The following is an 18207-nucleotide window of genomic DNA, read 5'->3' as shown; positions in this document are numbered from 1 at the left end:
CCCGCTCCCGCCTCAGATCGGCAGTCCGTCGCCCGCCTGCCGCTCCAGCCGTACGACGAGTTCGGCGGCGGCCGACTTGATGGTCTCCAGCCCCTCCCGGCCCCAGGACCGGGGCATCACGTCGGCGACGCAGACCGTGCCGAGGGCCATACCGGTGCTGTCCAGGAGCGGGGCGCCGAGATAGGCGCGGATGCCGAGGTCGTCGACGACCGCGTTGCCCGCGAAGCGCGGATAGTCGCGCACGTCCCCCAGGGCCAGCGCCCGTCGCCGGACCACCACATGGGGGCAGAAGCCGTGGTCGCGGGGCAGGAAGCGGCCGATCTCGGCGCGGGTCCCGTCCTCCCGGACCACCGGGGCGGTCTCCGGCGCGTGCAGACCCGCGAAGAACTGCGCCTGCTCACCGATGAAGTTGACCATGGCGTACGTCGTCCCGGTCAGGCCCGCCAGCCGGGCCGCGAAGGAGTCGAGCGCGGGCTCGGGGCGTTCCCCGAGGCCGAGTCCGTACAGCCGGCGGGCACGGGCGGGGGCCTCGCTGTCCTGCGGGGTGAGCAGCAGCCGACCGGCCGGGCGGGGCGGGTCGTAGCTCATCACCGGGCTCCGTCGCTGTGGTCGTACGGCATGTGCGGCTCCGTCGGAAGGGGGCTGGGGTCACCGGTGGGCGCCGTGGCTCGGCGCGGGGGCCACGGGCGCGTGGGCGATGAGGTGTTTGACGAGTGTGAGCAGGGTCTGCACACCGGAGCTGGAGATCCGGGCGTCGCAGCAGACGACGGGGACCCCGGGGTCCAGGTCGAGGGCGGCGCGCACCTCCTCGGGGTGGTAGCGGTAGCCCCCGTCGAACTCGTTGACGGCGATGATGAAGCCGAGGCCGCGCTCCTCGAAGAAGTCGACGGCCGCGAAGCACTCCTCCAGCCGGCGGGTGTCCGCGAGGACGACCGCGCCGAGCGCGCCCTCGGACAGCTCGTCCCACATGAACCAGAACCGCTCCTGGCCCGGCGTGCCGAACAGGTACAGCACATGCTGCGGATCGAGGGTTATCCGGCCGAAGTCCATCGCGACGGTCGTCTCGACCTTGTTCTCGATGCCGTCGAGGTTGTCGGTGGCGGCGCTGACCGTGGTGAGGAGTTCCTCCGTGGAGAGGGGCTGGATCTCGCTCACCGCGCCGACGAACGTGGTCTTGCCGACCCCGAAGCCTCCCGCCACCAGGATCTTGAGCGCGGTGGGGAAGGGGTCCGTGGCGCCGTCGTAGTCAGAGCTGTCGTCGTAGTCCATCGAGCACTGCCTCCAGAAGGGCCCGGTCCGTCGGGTTGTGGTGGAACTCGGGGGGCTTGGTGGTGAGCGCCCCGCAGTCGACGAGGTCGGACAGCAGCACCTTGGTGACCGCCGCAGGCAGCTTCAGGTGCGCGGCCACCTCGGCGACCGAGATGGGTGCCCGGCACAGGTCGAGGGCCAGCGAGTGTTCCGGGCCCGGATGGCCGAGGGGGGTGACTCCGGTGGCCATGACCTGCGACATGAGGTCGAACGCCACGGAGGGGCGGGTGCGGCCGTTGCTGATCGTGAACGGGCGCACCAGCCGTCCCGCCGCGTCGTCGAGCCAGGGCCCGTCACCGGCCGCGGCCACGCTCAAGGCCTCATCACCGTGGGTTCGACGGCGTGTTGGCGGGGCGCGGTGACCAGGTAGGGACGGACGCTCTTGACGAGCATGGCCATCTCGTAGCCGAGGACGGCGGCGTCCGCCTCCCGGCCGGCCATCACGGCGAGACAGGTCCCGGCCCCGGCGGTGGTCACGAACAGCAGGGCCGAGTCGAGTTCGACGACGACCTGGCGCACGTCCCCGCCGTCGCCGAACCGGGTGCCCGCGCTGCGGCCGAGCGAGTACAGGCCGGAGGCGAGCGCGGCCATGTGGTCGGCGCTGTCGGCGTCGAGGCCGTGCACGGACTTCACGAGGCCGTCGCAGGAGAGCAGAACCGCGCTGGACGTGTGCGGCACCCGCTGCACGAGGCCGCTCATCAGCCAGTCGAGATCGGAAACATGACCGGTCGGCGCGTCGGTCGCCATGGTGGTTCGACTCCTTGGGATACGGGGGGCCGCGGCAGCGCCGGTGGGGTCTGCGGCTGCGGTGGGGGTGGGTGCGTGGACGGTCATCCGGCTGGTGCGCTCCCGTCGTGCCGTGCGGTGTGGTCGGAACCGGCCGCGGGCAGGGGCGCGACCGGTGACGCCGCGGAGTGCCGGTCGGGCACGTCCGCGGGGTGCGCCGTCGTACGGGGTGCGGGGGCCGCCGGTACGACGTCGTAGGCCGGGTCGGGGTACGGCAGGGGCGGGTGGCCGCCGACCGGGCCCAAGCCGTCGTGCGTCGCCTCCGGGCCGTGCCGGGTCTCCGCGAGGCCGATGCCGCGCTGGAAAGCCGCCATCAGACCCGGGTCGTGGCCGACGTGCTCCTCGGCGTCCGGCCGGGGCGCCGGGCGTTCGCGGAGCTGGGGGACGATGTGCTCCTGCGCGCGGCGTCTGGGCAGCTGGGGCTTGCCCATGGTGCCGCGCACCGCCCCGTTGCGCGGGACCGGCGGGGCGGTGCCGTGCTCCTCCAGGATCGGCCGGTCGCCCGGCCGGATGCCGGGGGCGGCGTCGGCGGGGTTGCGCCGCTCGACGCGCGTGCCGCGCACGGGGAGGGGAACGTGCGGTGCGCCGGGCCGGGAGGGCGGCGGGGTGCTGTGCGGCAGGGGCCGGAAGGCCGGGGGTTCCGGCTGCGCCTGCGGGACGTGGGGCGCGGGTGCGGGCGCGGGGGGTTCTGCGTGCGCCGTGTGCGGGGTGTGACCGCCGGGGGGCGCGGTGGCCGACGAGGGCTGGACCGCGGGGCCGGGGAGGTCGTACGGAGCCGGGGTGGCGCCGAGGTCGTGCGGGGCCCGGGTGCCGTCGGGGTCCTGTCCGGCTCCGGAGGCGTCGGGGCGCGCTCCGGCCGGGGGCCGGCCGGTGTCCCCGCCCTGCGGCGGCTGTCCCGTGAGGGCGGGGACGGCCGACTGCCCCTGCCCCTCGGACCGGCCCGGTGACGTGGCGGGGCCCGGCGCACCGCCCAGCAGGGCCTGGGGCACGACGAGGACCGCCTGGACACCGCCGTAGATGTTGCTCTGGAGCCGGACGGTGATGCCGTGCCGCTTGGCGAGCTGGGAGACGACGAACAGCCCGATGCGCCCGTCGGCCAGCAGGCTGGCGACGTTGACCTGGTCGGGGTCGGCGAGCAGCTCGTTCATCCGGCTCTGCTCGCCGACCGGCATGCCGAGCCCCCGGTCCTCGACCTCGACGGCCAGTCCCGAGGTGACCAGGTTGGCGCGGAGCAGGACCTGGGTGTGCGGGGAGGAGAACAGCGTGGCGTTCTCGACGAGTTCGGCGAGCAGGTGGATGACGTCGGCGACGGCGTGCCCGCGCAGCTCGCCGTCGACCGGCGGCACCAGCTTGACCCGCGAGTACTGCTCGACCTCGGCGATGGCGGAGCGCAGCACCTCCGTCATGGACACCGGGTTGCTCCACTGTCGCCGGGAGACGGCGCCGCCGAGGACGGCGAGGTTCTCGGCGTGGCGGCGGATGCGGGTGGCGAGGTGGTCGACGTGGAAGAGGCCCTTGAGGAGGTCGGGGTCCTCGATCTCGTTCTCCAGCTCGTCGAGGATCGCGATCTCGCGGTGCACCAGGGACTGGAGGCGCCGGGCGAGGTTGACGAAGACCTCGAGCTTCTGCTCGCTGCCGGTCTGGCTGGACAGCTGTGCGGCGCGCACGACGGCGGTGACGGCGCCGTCGTGCGCGCGGGCCAGGTCGGCGGCGAGCAGTTCGAAGTCGTCGGCGTCCTCGGGCGGCCCGGAGCGCGGCCCCCGCCGGGGCGGGGTCTCGCCCCGGCGCAGGGCCTCCACGAGGGTGCGCAGATCGGCCTCGCGGCGGGCGCTGCCGCGGCGCAGCGCTCCGATCCGCTCGTGCACGGACCGCGCGGCCCGGTCGGCGGCCACGGCGGCGATCGCGATGCCGACGAGCGTCACGCCGACGGCTCCGGCGAGTACGGCCCACAGGGTGACGCTGTTGCGGGCGCCCGTGGAGCGGACGGTGAACAGCACGGCCGCGCTGGCGCTGAGGGCGACCGCGGTGGGGGGCAGCACGGCCAGCCTCAGCAACTGCGGTCGTATGGGGGCCTCGGGCAGTGCGGGTGCGGTACGGGCGACCGGCCGTCCGTGCCGCCCGCCCTCGCGGCGGTCTGCGCGTGCGGCCGGTGCGCGGAGGTGAGACATCGGTGTCCTCGTACTGGTCCGTCTACTGATCCGTCTCAGGGCTGCCCGTCGGTGCCCGGGCACTGGCCGGCCGGAACCGGCCCTGCGTCGCTCGACGGGCACTCACGGTAGTCGCCAACGCGTGAGGTCCGGTGGGCAGTTGACAAACTCCTCCGCCATCCGTCCCGCTCTGGTATGAGCTTTCGCACGTCAGACCGATAACCGCTCGGACACGCCGGTCGTGAAGCGCGCCGAACCGGTCCGACCCGATCGGAAGCGATCACAGTCGGTGACGCTCGTTCCCCTCCCGACGGGTCCCCCCCTGCGTGACCATCACCGTCACCCGGCCGCCCGGCCGCCCGGCCAGGCGTGCACGCGGGCCGTGGCCGACCGGTCCGCGGGGCGTACACGGCCTTGGGGTCGTCCACCCGGCCGAGTCGGGTGGGTGCGCCCTCGCCCACGATCGGGGTTCCCCGAGCAGGGCGGCGCAGACGAGCGCGGCGAACAGTCGTCGGCACACGGACGGGCCTCCGGCACGGTCGGGGTCGACTGGTGCCGGAGATCCCGTCAGTGGACCTGACGGTCCATCAAGAGGTGTGACAGCACCTGTCGTTCGCCTGTGGATCGCAGTACGACGGCGGCCCGCACGGGCAGGCGGCACAGCGCCCCCGGCCCGGGCCTTCTCCGGTGTCCCGTAGTCCCGTCAGCGGTCGCCCGCGAGGTCCAGGTCGGGGCGGGTGTCCGCGGCCGGGCCCGAGCCCGATGGGGTCTGGGCCAGGGGGGTGGACTGTCCGGAGCGGCGCCAGGTGGCCGGGAGCGGGGCCGACAGGGTGCGCCACCAGGCCTCGCCGGGCACCTTGCCGCCGGGCTCGAAGGGCTGGCCGGGGCGGGGGAAGGCCGCCGTCTGGCCGGCCTCCTCGGCCGCGTCCTTGGTCCACTCGCCCGGCTCGGCCCAGGCGTGCGGGGCGAGGTTGAAGGTGGCCCAGTGGATCGGCAGCAGCACGCCCGCGGGGGCACCGCCCTGGAGGTCGAGGTGGGCGCGCAGCGCCTCGGCCGGGGTCATGTGGATGTCGGGCCAGAACTCGCTGTACGCGCCGAGCTGGATCATCGTCGCGTCGAACGGGCCGTGCTGGGCGCCGATCTCCTGGAAACCCTCGAAGTAGCCGGTGTCGCCGCTGTGGAAGACGCGGTGTTCCTCGCCGGCGACGACCCAGGACGCCCACAGGGTGTGCTGGGTGTTGCGCAGGCCCCGGCCGCAGAAGTGGCGGGCCGGCGTCGCGGTGAGGGTGAGTCCGCCTATGCGGGTGGCCTCGTGCCAGTCCAGCTCGCGCAGCCGGTCGGCGGAGACGCCCCAGTGCTCCAGGTGCGCGCCGACGCCGAGCGGCACGGCGAAGACCGTGTCCGTGGCCGCCAGGGCCTTGATCGTGGGCAGGTCCAGATGGTCGTAGTGGTCGTGGGAGATCACGACGACGTCGACCGGGCCGAGCGCGGCCAGCGGCAGCGGCGCGGGGTGCAGGCGCTTGGGTCCGGCGAAGGCGAACGGGGAGCAGCGCGTGCCCCAGACCGGGTCGAAGAGCACCCGCCTGCCGTCGATCTCGGCGAGGACGCTGGAGTGCCCCATCCAGGTCAGGCGCAGGCCGGTGGCAGGCGGCCGGGAGATGTCGGCGAGGGTCGTCGCATGGACCGGGATCGGGCCGCGCGGGCCCCGGCGGGCGCGGGCGTCCTTGTCGAAGTAGATCTTGGCGAAGTCCAGGGCGGAGCCCGAGGGCCGGGTACGGGCGGGGCCGCCGGGATTCTGGAAGACACCGTCCTTGAAGTGCGGCGATCTACGGACACGGGCCATGCGCTCACCGCTCGGGTCCACGCCGAAGGCCTCGGGCTGAAGCGCGCTGAGCCCGGCGCTCAGGGGACGGAAACCGGCCACGGTACCTCCAGGTGGAGTCGGTGAGGCTTTCCATTATGGTCCGCCCCTCCGACAACGCCGGGTCCGTCCAGTCACAGCGCCGTGACAGCGGGTGGCGGCCATCGCCGGGCCGTCGCGTTGACAGTCCCCCGGCCGCGTTTCGATACTGACCACTGATTCAGTAAGTGCGTTCCGGTACCCCGCTCCGCCGACGGTCGGGCGGCCCGGCGCGCCTCCGGTCACGGTGGACCTCGCCACGGTCGGCCCACCCCGGTCACCGTCCCCGAGGAGTCTCCATGACCACCCCCCTGCTGTCGCTCACCTGGACCGACCACATCACCGGACGGCAGGGCTTCCTGGTCGTCGACCGGCTGGTGCGCGGCGTCTCCAGCGGCGGACTGCGGATGCGGCCGGGCTGCACCCTCGACGAGGTCACCGGGCTCGCCCGGGGCATGACCATGAAGGAGGCCCTGCACTACAACCCGCTGGGCCGCTACGTCCCGCTCGGCGGAGCCAAGGGCGGCATCGACTGCGACCCCCGGGACCCGGAGGCGTACGGCCTGCTGGTGCGGTACCTGCGGGCCGTGCGGCCGTACGTCGAACACTGCTGGACCACCGGTGAGGACCTCGGGCTGACCCAGGACCTGGTCGACCGGGCCGCCGCCGAGGCGGGGCTCGTCTCCTCGATCCAGGCGGTGTACCCGCTGCTGGACGACGAGGCGGCCGCCCGCGCCCGGCTCGCCGACGCCTTCGCGGTGGAGGTGGACGGCATCGGGCTCGACGAGCTGGCGGGCGGCTGCGGGGTGGCCGAGGCCGCGCTCACGGCCCTGGACCGGGCGGGCGCCCCGTACGCAGGCACCCGGGTCGCCGTGCAGGGGCTCGGCACCATGGGCGGGGCCACCGCCCGCTTCCTCGCGCGCGCGGGGCTGACCGTGGTGGCGGTCGCCGACGTCAAGGGCACCGTCGCCAACCCGGCCGGGCTCGACGTGGAGGCCCTGCTCGCGGCGCGCGACTCCTACGGCACCGTGGACCGGTCCGCGCTGCGGCCCGGCGACCGCGAACTGCCGGGCGACGCCTGGCTGTCGGCCGACGCGGAGATCCTGGTCCCGGCCGCGGTGTCGTACACGATCGACGCGGCGAACCAGGAACGCGTGCGGGCGCGCTGGATCGTGGAGGCGGCCAACATGCCGGTCGTGGCCGAGGCGGAGGCACTGCTCGCCGCGCGCGGGGTGAGCGTGCTGCCCGACGTGGTGGTCAACTCCGGGACGAACGCCTGGTGGTGGTGGACCCTGTTCGGCGACATCGGCGCCGACGCGGACGAGGCGTTCGCCTACACGCGCCGCTCGATGCGCGCCCTGGTCGGGCAGATGCTCGAGCGCGCCGAGGCCGACGGAACGACCCCGCGGGCCGCCGCGCACGCGATCGTGGCGGAACGGCTGCCGGTGATCGCGGAGCGCTTCGGCTGGTACCGGACGGCCGGCTGAGCGGCCGCCGGGGGCGGGACGCGGTGTCACGGGGCGTGCTCCACCCGGCCGCCCCGGCGCGGCGGGCGGGCGGGGGCCGCTGTGTAGGGTGATCCGCGTGGCGAGAGTGCGGTTGAGCGTGACGGAGCGGCGCGAGGAGTTGCTGCGGGCCGCCATCGGGCAGATCGAGGCGCGGGGTGTGGCCGCCGTGCGGATCGCCGACGTCGCCTCCGCGCTCGGCGTGAGCAACGCGCTGGTGCTGTATCACTTCTCGACCAAGGAGAAGCTGGTCGCGGCGGCCTTCGCCCACGCCGCCGAGGGCGACCTGATCCGGCTGCGCAAGCTGCTGGGCCGTCGTACCACCGCGGTGCGCCGGCTGCGCGCCGCCGTTCGCTGGTACGCCCCGACCGGGCAGGCCAAGGGCTGGCGGCTGTGGATCGAGGGCTGGGCGGCCGCCCTGCGCGAGCCGGTGCTGCGGGACGTCACCCGTGATCTCGACCGTCAGTGGAAGGCCGCGCTCGCCGAGGTGATCGCCGAGGGCGTCGCGGCGGGCGAGTTCCGCTGCCCCGACCCCGCCGCCAGCGCGCTGCGGCTGACCGCCCTCCTCGACGGTCTCGCGGTCCAGCTGACGTCCTACCCGGGCGCGATGTCGCGGACCCGGGCGACGGACTGGGCGGAGGAGGCACTCGCGCGGGAACTCGGCCTGGAGCGCGAGACGTTGACGGCGTAGGACGTCGCCGGGCCACGGCGGCCGGAACCCTCGTCCCGGCCCGACGCCCGCGGGGCCCGCCCGGGGATCACTCCAGTTCGTAGACCGCCGTGACCGTGGAGGTCGCGCGGATCTCGCCCGGGGCGATCGGGACGCCCACCGTGGTGCCGTCGGGCGCGTCGGCCGCCGGCGGGAAGGGACGCGGGGTGCTGGTGGTGTCCTCGGTCAGGGAGACCAGCCGTCCCAGGCTCCGGCCCCCGAGGCGGGCGTACTGCTCGGCCTTGGTGTGCGCGTCCTCGTACGCCGCCTGCCGGGCGCGCGCCCGCAGCGGGCCGGGGTCGGCCACGTCGAAGGCGACGGAGTGGATACGGCCCGCGGTGCCGGTGGCGTCGGTGACGGCCTGGAGGACGGCGCCCGTACGGTCCACGTCGCGCACCTTCAGGGTGAAGGACTGCGAGGCCTGGTAGCCCTTCAGCTGCGAGGTTCCCTCCTGGTACTCGTAGACCGGGGTGAGGGACACGCTCTCGGTGCGGATGTCGCCCTCGGTGATGCCCTGCCCCCTGGCGGCCCGAAGCAGCGCGGTGGCCGCCTCGCTCTGCGCGTCCAGGGCCGCACGGGGCGTCTCGGCGACGGACTCGACACCGGCCCCGACGACCGCGAGGTCGGGTTCGGTGGTGGCGCTGCCCTCACCGGTGACGGTGACGGTCGAGGCGTGCGGGGCGGCGGCCGCGGGGGCTGGCGTCGGCTCCGGGAGCGCGGTGGCCGCGGGAGCGGCGGCGGCCGGCAGGCCGAGGGCGAGCAGGATGACCGCGAGGGCGGCGGTCGTGCGGGCCGGTGCTGTGGGGGGGCATACGGGCCGGTCCTTTCGGGTGCGCTGGGATGTCGCGGTCATCCCAGCACCACGCCCGCCCCGACACCGCGCACCACTCCCGCACGGTCACCTCTCTGGCCGCCTCAGCCCTCGAGGCGCGCGGGCGGCACCACGCAAACCCCCCACCCCAAAGGGGCGCGGGGAACTACGCAAACCCCCGACCACCCCGCACCCCGACACCGACCGAACCACCCACCCACCCCAGGGACGCGGGGAACCGCGCAAACCCGCCAACCACCCCGCGGCCCGAGACCAACCGAACGACCCACCCACCTCAGGGACGCGGGGAACCGCGCAAAAACCCACAGCCAACCCGCACCCCACCCCCACGCAGGCCGAGCCCCACGTCCCCGGAACACCCCCACCCGGCAGGCGCCAACCCGTCGGCCGTCAGGCCACCTTCCCGATCCGATGCCGGATATCGTCCGCGCTCAACGCACCCTTGGCGATGACATGATCCCCGGACGACTCCCCCCGCAGACGGCGCCCGATCCAGGGGACGAGGTACTCACGGGCCCACTGGACATCGTCCCGGCGGACCTCGAGCGTGCCGCGGGGCGGCAGCGCCGGCCAGGGCTGCTCGGGGTCGGCGGGGACCTCGACCCCGAGGGCCTGCCCGGCGCGCAGGGCCACACGGGTGTGCCCCTCGGGCGAGAGATGCAGCCGGTCGTCGTCCCAGGCCCGGCGGTCCTGGACGGACTTGAGGGACCACAGGTCGAGCACCGGGCAGCCGTACCGGTCGGCGACGGCCCGCACATGCCCGTTGTACGTGGCGATCTTGCCGCGCAGATGCTTGAGCAGCGGCACGCCACGGGTGTCGAACCCGGTCGTCACCAGCACCGTGCCGACCGCGCCGGTCAGCGCGGCGATCGCCCGCTCGAACCGCTCGGCGACGTCGTCGGGGTCGGTTCCGGGCCGGAGGATGTCGTTGCCGCCCGCGCAGAAGGAGACCAGGTCGGGGGCGAGCTCAACGGCCCGCGGCAACTGGTCCTCCACGATCTGGTCGAGCAGCTTCCCGCGCACGGCCAGGTTGGTGTAGGCGAAATCGCCCTCGGGCCGCCGGTCGGCGAGAAGCACCGCGAACCGGTCCGCCCACCCCACGAACGCCCCGTCGGGGCCGGGGTCGCCGACGCCCTCGGTGAAGCTGTCCCCCACCGCCACGTACGACCCGATCACTGATCTGCTGTCGTTCTTCGAATCGTCTGCCACGTCGGCCCATGATTCCCCCTCGAATGTGACCTACGCGACCGTAGGCAGGGGTTGACGGGCGGTGACATAAGCCACTGGTCAAGTCTTGGCATCCGCGGAATAACTCCGGGCACGGCGAAGGCCGGACCCGGGGATCGGGGTCCGGCCTTCGGCGGGGGTGGAGCGGGGGCGTCAGCCGATGGAGACACCGTGCGAGCGCAGGTACGCGATCGGGTCCACGTCCGAGCCGTAGTTCGGGGTGGTGCGGATCTCGAAGTGCAGGTGCGGGCCGGTGGAGTTGCCGGTGGAGCCGGAGAGGCCGACCTGCTGCCCGCCGGTCACGGACTGACCGGCCGAGACGGAGAGGGAGGACAGGTGGGCGTACTGGGCGTAGTGGCCGTCGGCGAGCTGGATGACGACCTGGTTGCCGTACGCGCCGGCCCAGCCCGCGGAGACGACGGTGCCCGCGCCCACGGCCTTCAGCGGGGTACCGGTCGGGACGACGAAGTCGGCGCCCGTGTGGTAACCGCTGGCCCACATGCCGCCCGCCACGCGGTATGCCGTGCCGACGCCGGCGCCGGAGACCGGGGCGCTGAAGCCGTTGGCCGTGGTGGTGGCCGCCTGGGCGGCGGTGGACGCGCCGGAGGGGGACTGCTGCGCGGAGGACTTCGGGGCAGCGGAGGACTTCGAGGCAGCGGAGGACTTCGGGGCCGCAGAGGACTTGGACGCCCCGGCGGACTTCGAGGAGGACTGGCGCGGCGCGGCCGGGGCCTCGGACCGGGTCTCGGCCGCCTTCTTGCCGAGCGTGAGCTTCAGGCCCGGGTGGATCAGCGACGGGTCGCCGCCGACGGCCTCGCGGTTGTCCTGGTAGAGCTTCTGCCAGCCACCGCTGACCTTCTGCTCCGCGGCGATCTTCGACAGGTAGTCGCCGGACTTCACGGCGTAGGTGCGGGGGACCGAGTTCACGGCGGCGGCCTTGGTGGCCACCGCGGACTTCTGGACCGTGACGGCCGACTGGGCGGCCGGGTGGGAAACGGTCTGTCCGGTGGCGGCGTTGGCGCCGCCGGCCCCGAGCAGCGGGAGGGCGAGAGCCGCGCCGCCGGTTCCGGCGACGGCGAGAGTACGGGTCAGGCGCAGGGCCTTGGGACGACGGTGCTTACCCTTCGCGGGCATGGCGAGTTCCTCTCCGGCGCCTGCGAGGTGAGCTGTCGGGTGCGGACTGGAGATGTCCGGCCGCGCCGAGGCGCGGCTTTACCCCAAGCCTGAATCCGGAGACCGGAACAGGCTGATGTACCTGTGGGTCCCCCGCTCCTGCCGTACACGGGTGGGTCGGTGCGGGCTCCGGTCGGCGGCAGGATTAGGCGTCCGTCCGGATCGGTGGCGAACGTAAGCGAGCAAGGCTCAAACGGACAAGCAAGAGGTTCCGCCCGAAGCGTGAGTTCTTGATCCCTTCGGGAGTTTCCCGGTCACACTCCGTGCAATACGACCTTGTCGGGTTTCTCAAATGCCCTGGAAAACCTCTTTGATTACGTGAGCATGACGAACGACTCACGGTCACCGATATGACGCTCCCCACATGACGCGTCTCCAGGTTCCTTTACTCCAGAGCGAGTTGGAATGAAGGCGCCAATTCGGACAGAAAGCCCAGAAGTGGCGCAGCAGGAGAACTGCCGCATCGAGACGCGCCGCCGATACCGGCACCAAAAGGGCATCGTGGTGGATTAGCCCGTTTCAAGCCATTCGCGCCCCGCAGTGAGACGCCTGCGGTGAGACGCCCTGCACCGAGCCACCCCGCGCCCGGACCCGTCCCGGGGCGGCCGGGCGGCCGGGCGCGCCGGAGCGGCACACCACCCCACCGAGACCCCCGGGCGCCAACTCGTTGCCTCAGGAAGCCATGTCGTATCGTCGACAGCACGCCCGTCGACGAGCCGCGCCGAAGGGTCCGACCGGGAGGGAGCCCCCGTGACGCAGCAGGTCCCGTCCACCGAGCCCGAGCTGGCCGGCGTGCGTAATTTCCGTGACGTGGGCGGACTGCCGACCGTCGACGGACGCCGGGTGCGCCACGGCGTGCTCTACCGCAGCGGCCACCTCGCGCACGCGACCGCGGAGGACGCCGTCTTCCTCTCCTCCCTCGGCCTGCACACGATCTTCGACTTCCGCAACGCCGCCGACCAGCAGCTGGAGGGCCCGGACGTCGGCCTGCCGGGTGTGCGCAACGTCAACCTGCCACTGAGCGACCCGGCCGACGGCGCCGAGTTCTGGAAGATGGTCCGCGACGGGGACCTGGACCAGCTGCGCTCGATCCTCGCGGACGGCAAGGCGGCCGGCCGGATGATCGCCTCCTACCGCATGATCATCCGTGAGCGCACCGCGGAGCACTCGCGCGTGCTGCACGCCCTCGCCGAGGACAGCGTCCCCGCGCTGATGCACTGCGCGGCGGGCAAGGACCGCGCGGGCCTGTCCGTGGCCGTGACCCTGCTGGCGGTAGGGGTCGAGCGCGACGCCATCCTCACCGACTACCTGGAGTCCAACGCCAAGCACCGCCGCTACAAGGTGCGCCGCAACGGCGACGCCGTCTCCGCGTACTCGCCGGAGATCATGGACCTGTTGAGCCCCCTGTTCGACGCGCGCGCCGAGTACCTCACGGCGGCGATGGAGACCATCGAGGAGACCTGGGGCGGAGTCGACGCCTATCTGGAGCGGGGCCTCGGCATCACGCCCGAGACCCGCGAGCGGCTGCGGGAGCGGCTCGTCGACTGACACTGAGCCGGGCCCGGAGACGGACCCGGAGCCCGGCCCGGAGACGGACCCGGAGCCCGGCCCGGGGACGGACCCCGCGACCCGCTCCTACTTCGCGCCCACCGCGAACAGCAGATACAGGAACCCGGCGAAGACATGGCCGGCCGCGATGTAGATGAACAGCCGCACCCAGAGGGTGCGGGGGAACTTCTGCTCGATGTCGCTCATGGCGTGTCTCCTGTCATGGGTCCCAGGCACAGCGCGGCCGTGGGGCTCTGAAGCAGCGTGTGGACGAAGAGGAGGTCGGCCCCACCCGCGTCCTCGGCGGCGATACGGTGCGGGGTCAGCGAGTCGAAGTGCGCGCTGTCCCCGGGGCCGAGCAGATGCGCGGTGTCGCCGAGGCGCAGCCGCAGCCGGCCCTGGAGGACGTGCAGCCACTCCTCGCCGGGGTGGACGCGCACGATGTCGCCCTGGGAGCCGTGCGGCACATGCACCCGCAGCGCCTGCATGCCGCGTCCGGACGACCCGGCCTGCCAGTAGGTCCAGCCGCCCGCCCGGGTCGGTTCCATGTCCGCGGCGCGCACGACAGCGTCCTGGTCGGCGACCGTCTCACCGAGCAGCTCGGAGACGGTCGTACCGTAGACCCGGGCGAGGGCGAGCAGCATCGGCAGCGACGGCTGGCGCTGCCCGGTCTCCAGGCGGGACAGGTGCGCGGGCGAGAGCCCGGCGGATCGCGCCGCGGCCTCCAGAGTGAGGGAGGCACGGCGGCGCAGGGCGCGCAGCTGGGGCGCGACGGCGGGCAGCTCGGCCGCCGCCTCCTCCGGGACGGGCCCGGTCTCGGGAGAGCTCATGCGCTCCATTCAGCCGTATTCTTGCCTCTGCGGCAAATCTCTTGCCTCAGAGGCAAAGCGACCCTCGACGGCGCCCGGTCGCACGTCGAGAACACACGTGGCACCCGGCGCCGCGACTCAGCGGTTGGCCACCGCCTGCTTCACCAGGGTCTTCCCGAAGTCCCACATCAACCCGCCACCCGTGTGCGCGTCGTCCATCACCTCGGTGAACGCCCCGACGAACCGGTCCACCTCCCGTTCCCCGACGATCAGCGGCGGGATCAGCTTGATCACTTCCAGGTGGTCGCCGGAGACCTGGGTGAGGATGCGGTGCCGCTGGAGCAACGGGACGACCACCATCTGCGCGAACAGGCCCTTGCGGGCGGCCTGGAGCATGGTCCAGCGGCTGCGCAGTTTCAGGGACTTGGGCCGGCCGAACTCGATGCCGATCATCAGTCCCCGGCCGCGCACGTCGGCGAGCAGCTCGTACTTGTCGACGAGGGCCGCGAGCCGTGACCTCAGCAGGTCGCCGGTGACCCGCGCACCCGCGACGATCTGCTCGTTCTCCATGACGGACAGCACGGCGAGGCCCGCCGCCATGGCCTGGGCGTTGGAGCCGAAGCTCGCCGAGTGGACGAGGACGCGGTCCATGGACGAGTAGACCTTCTTGAAGATCCAGTCCCTGCCGAGGGTCGCACCGACGGGCACGTACCCGCCGGACAGCGCCTTGGCCACGCACACCAGGTCCGGCTCCACCCCGTCCTCGTGCTGGTAGGCGTAGAAGTCGCCGGTCCGGCCGAGACCGGTCTGCACCTCGTCGGCGATGAGCAGCGCCTTGTGCCGGTGCAGCAGTTCCTGAGCGGCGCGCAGATAGCCGGGCGGGGCCTCGTGCACGCCCTTGCCCTGGATCGGCTCGACGATGAGAGCCGCGACGTCCCCCTTCCTCAACTCCCTTGCCAGCGCGTCCAGATCGCCGAGCGGTACGGCGGTGTCGGGCAGCAGCGGGGCGAAGCCGTCCCGGAAGCCGTCCTCGCCGTTGACGGAGAGGGAGCCGGTGGTCAGGCCGTGGAAGGCGTGGTCGCAGTAGAGGACGCGCGGTCTGCCGGTGGCGCGGCGGGCGAACTTCAGCGCGGTCTCCACGGCCTCGGTGCCGCTGTTGCCGAAGAACACCCGGTCCAGGTGCGGGCTGTGGGTGAGCAGCTGCTCGGCGAGCAGGCCGGGCAGCGGCTGGCAGTCGAAGCGGGTGAGGTCGGCGAGGTCCGCGTCGAGGACGTCGTGCAGCGCCTTGCGGACGACGGGGTGGTGGCGGCCGAGGCCCATCACCCCGAACCCGGCGAGCATGTCCAGGTAGTCGTCTCCGTCGGCGTCCCAGAAGTAGGCGCCCTCGGCCCGCTCGTAGACCTTGTCGAAGCCGATGGTGTGCAGCATGCGCGGGAGCTGGTGGTTGAGGTACCTGGTGTGCAGTTCGTAGCGTTCGGCGCCGCGCTCGGCGAGGAGCCGGGCGAGATCGAACTGCCCGGTTCCCGCGGCGGGTTCGGCATCGGTCATTCCGTCTCCCCGACTGTGCGGCCGAGGCCCGCGGGGCCGTCCTCGCCGGCCTTTCGTACGGCGAGACTTCCGCTGATCGCCCCGGCGACCTCGACCGGGGTCAGCCCGATGTCGGCCAGCACCTCGGCGCGCTTGGCGTGGGCGAGGAACTGCTCGGGGATGCCGAACCGCCGTACCGGCACGTCCACGCCCGCGTCGCCGAGGGCCAGGGCGACGGCCGAACCGACCCCGGCGGCGCGGCTGTTGTCCTCCACTACCGCGACCATCCGGTGCTTCGCCGCGAGGCCCGGCAGGGCGGGGTCGACGGGCTTGACCCAGCGGGGGTCCACCACCGTGCAGCCGATGCCGCGGGCCTGGAGCAGTTCGGCCGCCTGGAGGCACACGGGCGCCATCACGCCGACGGCCACCAGCAGCACCTCGGGGTGTTCGTCGCGCAGCAGCACGTCCATGCCGCCGACCCGGTCCACCGCCGGGACGTCCTCCCCGACGCTCTCCTTGGGGAAGCGGACCAGGGTCGGCGCGTCGTCCACGGCGACGGCCTCGCGCAGCTGGGCCCGCAGCTGGGCGGCGTCGCGCGGCGCGGCGATCCGCAGCCGCGGCACCACCTGGAGCACCGACATGTCCCACATGCCGTTGTGCGAGGCCCCGTCGACGCCCGTCACCCCGGCCCGGTCCAGCACGAAGGTCACTCCGCAGCGGTGCAGGGCGACGTCCATCAGCAGCTGGTCGAAGGCGCGGTTGAGGAAGGTGGCGTAGACGGCGACGACCGGGTGCAGTCCGCCGGTGGCGAGTCCGGCCGCGGAGACGGTGGCGTGCTGCTCGGCAATGCCGACGTCCCAGACCCGGTCCGGGAAGCGCTCGGCGAAGCGGCCGAGTCCGACCGGGTGCAGCATGGCCGCGGCGATGGCGACGACGTCCTCGCGCTCCTCGCCGATCCTGACGATCTCCTCGCCGAACACGGAGGTCCAGGACGGGCCGCCCGAGGGGGCGAGCGGCTCGCAGGTGAGCGGGTCCATCACGCCGACGGTGTGGAAGTGGTCCTCCTCGTGGGCGAGGGCGGGTTCGTAGCCGCGGCCCTTGACCGTGAGGCAGTGCACCAGGACCGGCCCGTGGAAGCGCTTGGCGCGGCGCAGTGCGGACTCGACCGCGCCGATGTCGTGCCCGTCGATGGGGCCGACGTACTTCAGGCCCAGGTCCTCGAACATGCCCTGCGGGGCGAAGGCGTCCTTGAAACCCTTCTTGGCGCCGTGCAGGGCCTCGTAGAGGGGGTGGCCGATGACCGGTGTGCGCAGCAGGACGTCCTTGCCCCAGGCGAGGAACTTCTCGTAGCCGTCGGTGGTGCGCAGGGTGGCCAGATGGTTGGCGAGGCCGCCGATGGTGGGGGCGTAGGAGCGTTCGTTGTCGTTGACGACGATGATCAGCGGCCGGTCCTTGGCGGCCGCGATGTTGTTCAGTGCCTCCCAGGCCATGCCCCCGGTCAGGGCGCCGTCGCCGACGACCGCGACGACATGTCCCTTCTCCCCCTGCACCTGGTGGGCCTTGGCGAGGCCGTCGGCCCAGCCGAGCGCGGTGGAGGCGTGGCTGTTCTCGATGACGTCGTGCCCGGACTCCTCACGGGAGGGGTAGCCGGACAGGCCGCCCTTGCCGCGCAGCTTGGAGAAGTCCTGGCGCCCGGTCAGCAGTTTGTGCACATAGCTCTGGTGTCCGGTGTCCCACAGGATGCGGTCGGCCGGTGACTCGAAGACCCGGTGCAGCGCGATGGTCAGTTCCACCACGCCCAGGTTGGGGCCGAGGTGGCCGCCGGTCCTGGCGACCGCGTGCACCAGGAACTCCCTGATCTCCCCGGACAGTTCGCGAAGCTGCGCCTCGGACAGCGCCTTCAGATCGCGTGGTTGCCGGATGTTCTCCAGAATCGTCACGCTCGGGCCCCCTTCGGTCCGTGCTGTTCAACTCACGGTGACGGCCGGCTCCCCCGGGGCTGTACCGTCCTGTTCCATCTGCTCGGCGATCTTCATCGCCTCTTCGATGAGGGTCTCCACGATCCTGGACTCGGGGACCGTCTTGACGACCTCGCCCTTGACGAAGATCTGTCCCTTGCCGTTGCCGGAGGCGACGCCGAGGTCGGCCTCCCGCGCCTCGCCGGGGCCGTTGACGACGCAGCCCATCACCGCGACCCGCAGTGGCACCTCCATCCCGTCGAGACCGGCGGTGACCTCTTCGGCCAGCTTGTAGACGTCGACCTGGGCGCGGCCGCAGGACGGGCAGGAGACGATCTCCAGCCGTCGCTCCCTGAGGCCCAGCGACTGGAGGATCTGGATGCCAACCTTGACCTCCTCGGCCGGCGGCGCGCTCAGCGAGACGCGGATGGTGTCGCCGATGCCCTGGGAGAGCAGCGCGCCGAAGGCGACGGCCGACTTGATGGTGCCCTGGAAGGCGGGGCCCGCCTCGGTCACACCGAGGTGCAGCGGGTAGTCGCACCGGGCGGCGAGCTGCTTGTACGCCTCGATCATGATCACCGGGTCGTTGTGCTTGACCGAGATCTTGATGTCGCGGAAGTCGTGCTCCTCGAACAGGGAGGCCTCCCACAGCGCCGACTCGACGAGCGCCTCCGGCGTGGCCCTGCCGTACTTCTGGAGCAGGCGCTGGTCCAGCGAGCCCGCGTTCACGCCGATGCGGATCGGCGTGCCGTGCTCCTTCGCCGCCTTGGCGATCTCC

Annotated in this window: 17 protein-coding genes and 1 riboswitch; of the genes, 3 read left to right on the top strand and 14 right to left on the bottom strand. The window is 72.9% G+C overall.

Annotated features, from left to right (window positions below):
- Window positions 1-12 precede the first annotated feature (12 nt).
- The 6 genes from ACFYR0_RS07305 to ACFYR0_RS07280 form a co-directional block, all read right to left on the bottom strand.
- A complete protein-coding gene (locus tag ACFYR0_RS07305; protein ID WP_389322842.1) occupies window positions 13-588 on the bottom strand; it encodes a GAF domain-containing protein in 576 nt (191 codons plus the stop codon).
- A 60-nt stretch (window positions 589-648) separates the two neighbouring features.
- Window positions 649-1269 (bottom strand): ATP/GTP-binding protein, encoded by a 621-nt coding sequence (locus tag ACFYR0_RS07300; protein WP_389322840.1) that lies wholly within the window; start codon window positions 1267-1269, stop codon window positions 649-651.
- Window positions 1247-1618: a DUF742 domain-containing protein gene (locus ACFYR0_RS07295; protein WP_389323735.1), complete on the bottom strand. Its 372-nt coding sequence runs from the start codon at window positions 1616-1618 to the stop codon at window positions 1247-1249. Before ACFYR0_RS07295 ends, ACFYR0_RS07300 begins: the two co-directional genes overlap by 23 nt.
- A gap of 2 nt (window positions 1619-1620) precedes the next feature.
- Window positions 1621-2055 (bottom strand): roadblock/LC7 domain-containing protein, encoded by a 435-nt coding sequence (locus ACFYR0_RS07290; protein ID WP_389322838.1) that lies wholly within the window; start codon window positions 2053-2055, stop codon window positions 1621-1623.
- Between the two features lie 83 nt (window positions 2056-2138).
- Complete coding sequence (locus tag ACFYR0_RS07285; RefSeq protein WP_389322836.1) at window positions 2139-4262, bottom strand: ATP-binding protein; 2124 nt, start codon at window positions 4260-4262, stop codon at window positions 2139-2141.
- Between the two features lie 682 nt (window positions 4263-4944).
- Window positions 4945-6165: an MBL fold metallo-hydrolase gene (locus ACFYR0_RS07280; RefSeq protein ID WP_389322834.1), complete on the bottom strand. Its 1221-nt coding sequence runs from the start codon at window positions 6163-6165 to the stop codon at window positions 4945-4947.
- Between the two features lie 275 nt (window positions 6166-6440).
- Here ACFYR0_RS07280 and ACFYR0_RS07275 point away from each other — a divergent pair, with 275 nt between their 5' ends.
- On the top strand, window positions 6441-7628 hold the full coding sequence (locus tag ACFYR0_RS07275; RefSeq protein WP_389322832.1) for a Glu/Leu/Phe/Val dehydrogenase dimerization domain-containing protein: 1188 nt from the start codon (window positions 6441-6443) through the stop codon (window positions 7626-7628).
- Window positions 7629-7725: 97 nt separating this feature from the next.
- Entirely contained in the window at window positions 7726-8337 is a 612-nt protein-coding gene (locus ACFYR0_RS07270; RefSeq protein ID WP_389322830.1) for a TetR/AcrR family transcriptional regulator, read from the top strand.
- Between the two features lie 67 nt (window positions 8338-8404).
- Here the strand turns inward: ACFYR0_RS07270 and ACFYR0_RS07265 are convergent, their stop codons facing one another.
- The 3 genes from ACFYR0_RS07265 to ACFYR0_RS07255 all read right to left on the bottom strand — a co-directional run bounded on the left by ACFYR0_RS07265 (window position 8405) and on the right by ACFYR0_RS07255 (window position 11548).
- On the bottom strand, window positions 8405-9208 hold the full coding sequence (locus ACFYR0_RS07265; RefSeq protein ID WP_389322828.1) for an SIMPL domain-containing protein: 804 nt from the start codon (window positions 9206-9208) through the stop codon (window positions 8405-8407).
- 369 nt (window positions 9209-9577) lie between these two features.
- Window positions 9578-10363 carry an SGNH/GDSL hydrolase family protein gene (locus ACFYR0_RS07260; protein WP_389323732.1) on the bottom strand — a complete coding sequence of 262 codons (786 nt, stop codon included), beginning with the start codon at window positions 10361-10363 and terminating at the stop codon, window positions 9578-9580.
- A gap of 204 nt (window positions 10364-10567) precedes the next feature.
- On the bottom strand, window positions 10568-11548 hold the full coding sequence (locus tag ACFYR0_RS07255) for a peptidoglycan DD-metalloendopeptidase family protein (RefSeq protein WP_389322826.1): 981 nt from the start codon (window positions 11546-11548) through the stop codon (window positions 10568-10570).
- 4 nt (window positions 11549-11552) lie between these two features.
- A riboswitch (cyclic di-AMP (ydaO/yuaA leader) is annotated at window positions 11553-11720 on the bottom strand.
- Window positions 11721-12337: 617 nt separating this feature from the next.
- Between ACFYR0_RS07255 and ACFYR0_RS07250 the strand changes: the two genes are divergently transcribed.
- Window positions 12338-13135: a tyrosine-protein phosphatase gene (locus ACFYR0_RS07250; RefSeq protein WP_389322824.1), complete on the top strand. Its 798-nt coding sequence runs from the start codon at window positions 12338-12340 to the stop codon at window positions 13133-13135.
- An 87-nt stretch (window positions 13136-13222) separates the two neighbouring features.
- Here the strand turns inward: ACFYR0_RS07250 and ACFYR0_RS07245 are convergent, their stop codons facing one another.
- The 5 genes from ACFYR0_RS07245 to ispG form a co-directional block, all read right to left on the bottom strand.
- Complete coding sequence (locus ACFYR0_RS07245; protein ID WP_386378290.1) at window positions 13223-13342, bottom strand: DUF6126 family protein; 120 nt, start codon at window positions 13340-13342, stop codon at window positions 13223-13225.
- Window positions 13339-13965 carry a helix-turn-helix domain-containing protein gene (locus ACFYR0_RS07240; RefSeq protein ID WP_389322821.1) on the bottom strand — a complete coding sequence of 209 codons (627 nt, stop codon included), beginning with the start codon at window positions 13963-13965 and terminating at the stop codon, window positions 13339-13341. The genes ACFYR0_RS07245 and ACFYR0_RS07240 overlap by 4 nt, the downstream gene beginning before the upstream one ends.
- Window positions 13966-14082: 117 nt before the next feature.
- Entirely contained in the window at window positions 14083-15492 is a 1410-nt protein-coding gene (locus ACFYR0_RS07235; RefSeq protein WP_389322819.1) for an aspartate aminotransferase family protein, read from the bottom strand.
- Window positions 15489-17411: a 1-deoxy-D-xylulose-5-phosphate synthase gene (gene dxs, locus ACFYR0_RS07230; protein WP_389322816.1), complete on the bottom strand. Its 1923-nt coding sequence runs from the start codon at window positions 17409-17411 to the stop codon at window positions 15489-15491. The genes ACFYR0_RS07235 and dxs overlap by 4 nt, the downstream gene beginning before the upstream one ends.
- A 27-nt stretch (window positions 17412-17438) precedes the next feature.
- Window positions 17439-18207 (bottom strand): flavodoxin-dependent (E)-4-hydroxy-3-methylbut-2-enyl-diphosphate synthase (gene ispG, locus ACFYR0_RS07225; protein ID WP_389322814.1); only part of this gene is annotated, 769 nt, incomplete at its 5' end.

The organism is Streptomyces sp. NPDC005017, assembly GCF_042873115.1.
Classification (GTDB): domain Bacteria; phylum Actinomycetota; class Actinomycetes; order Streptomycetales; family Streptomycetaceae; genus Streptomyces.
Note: the sequence above shows the minus strand (reverse complement) of the source record. Positions and strands in the feature narration are given on the sequence as shown.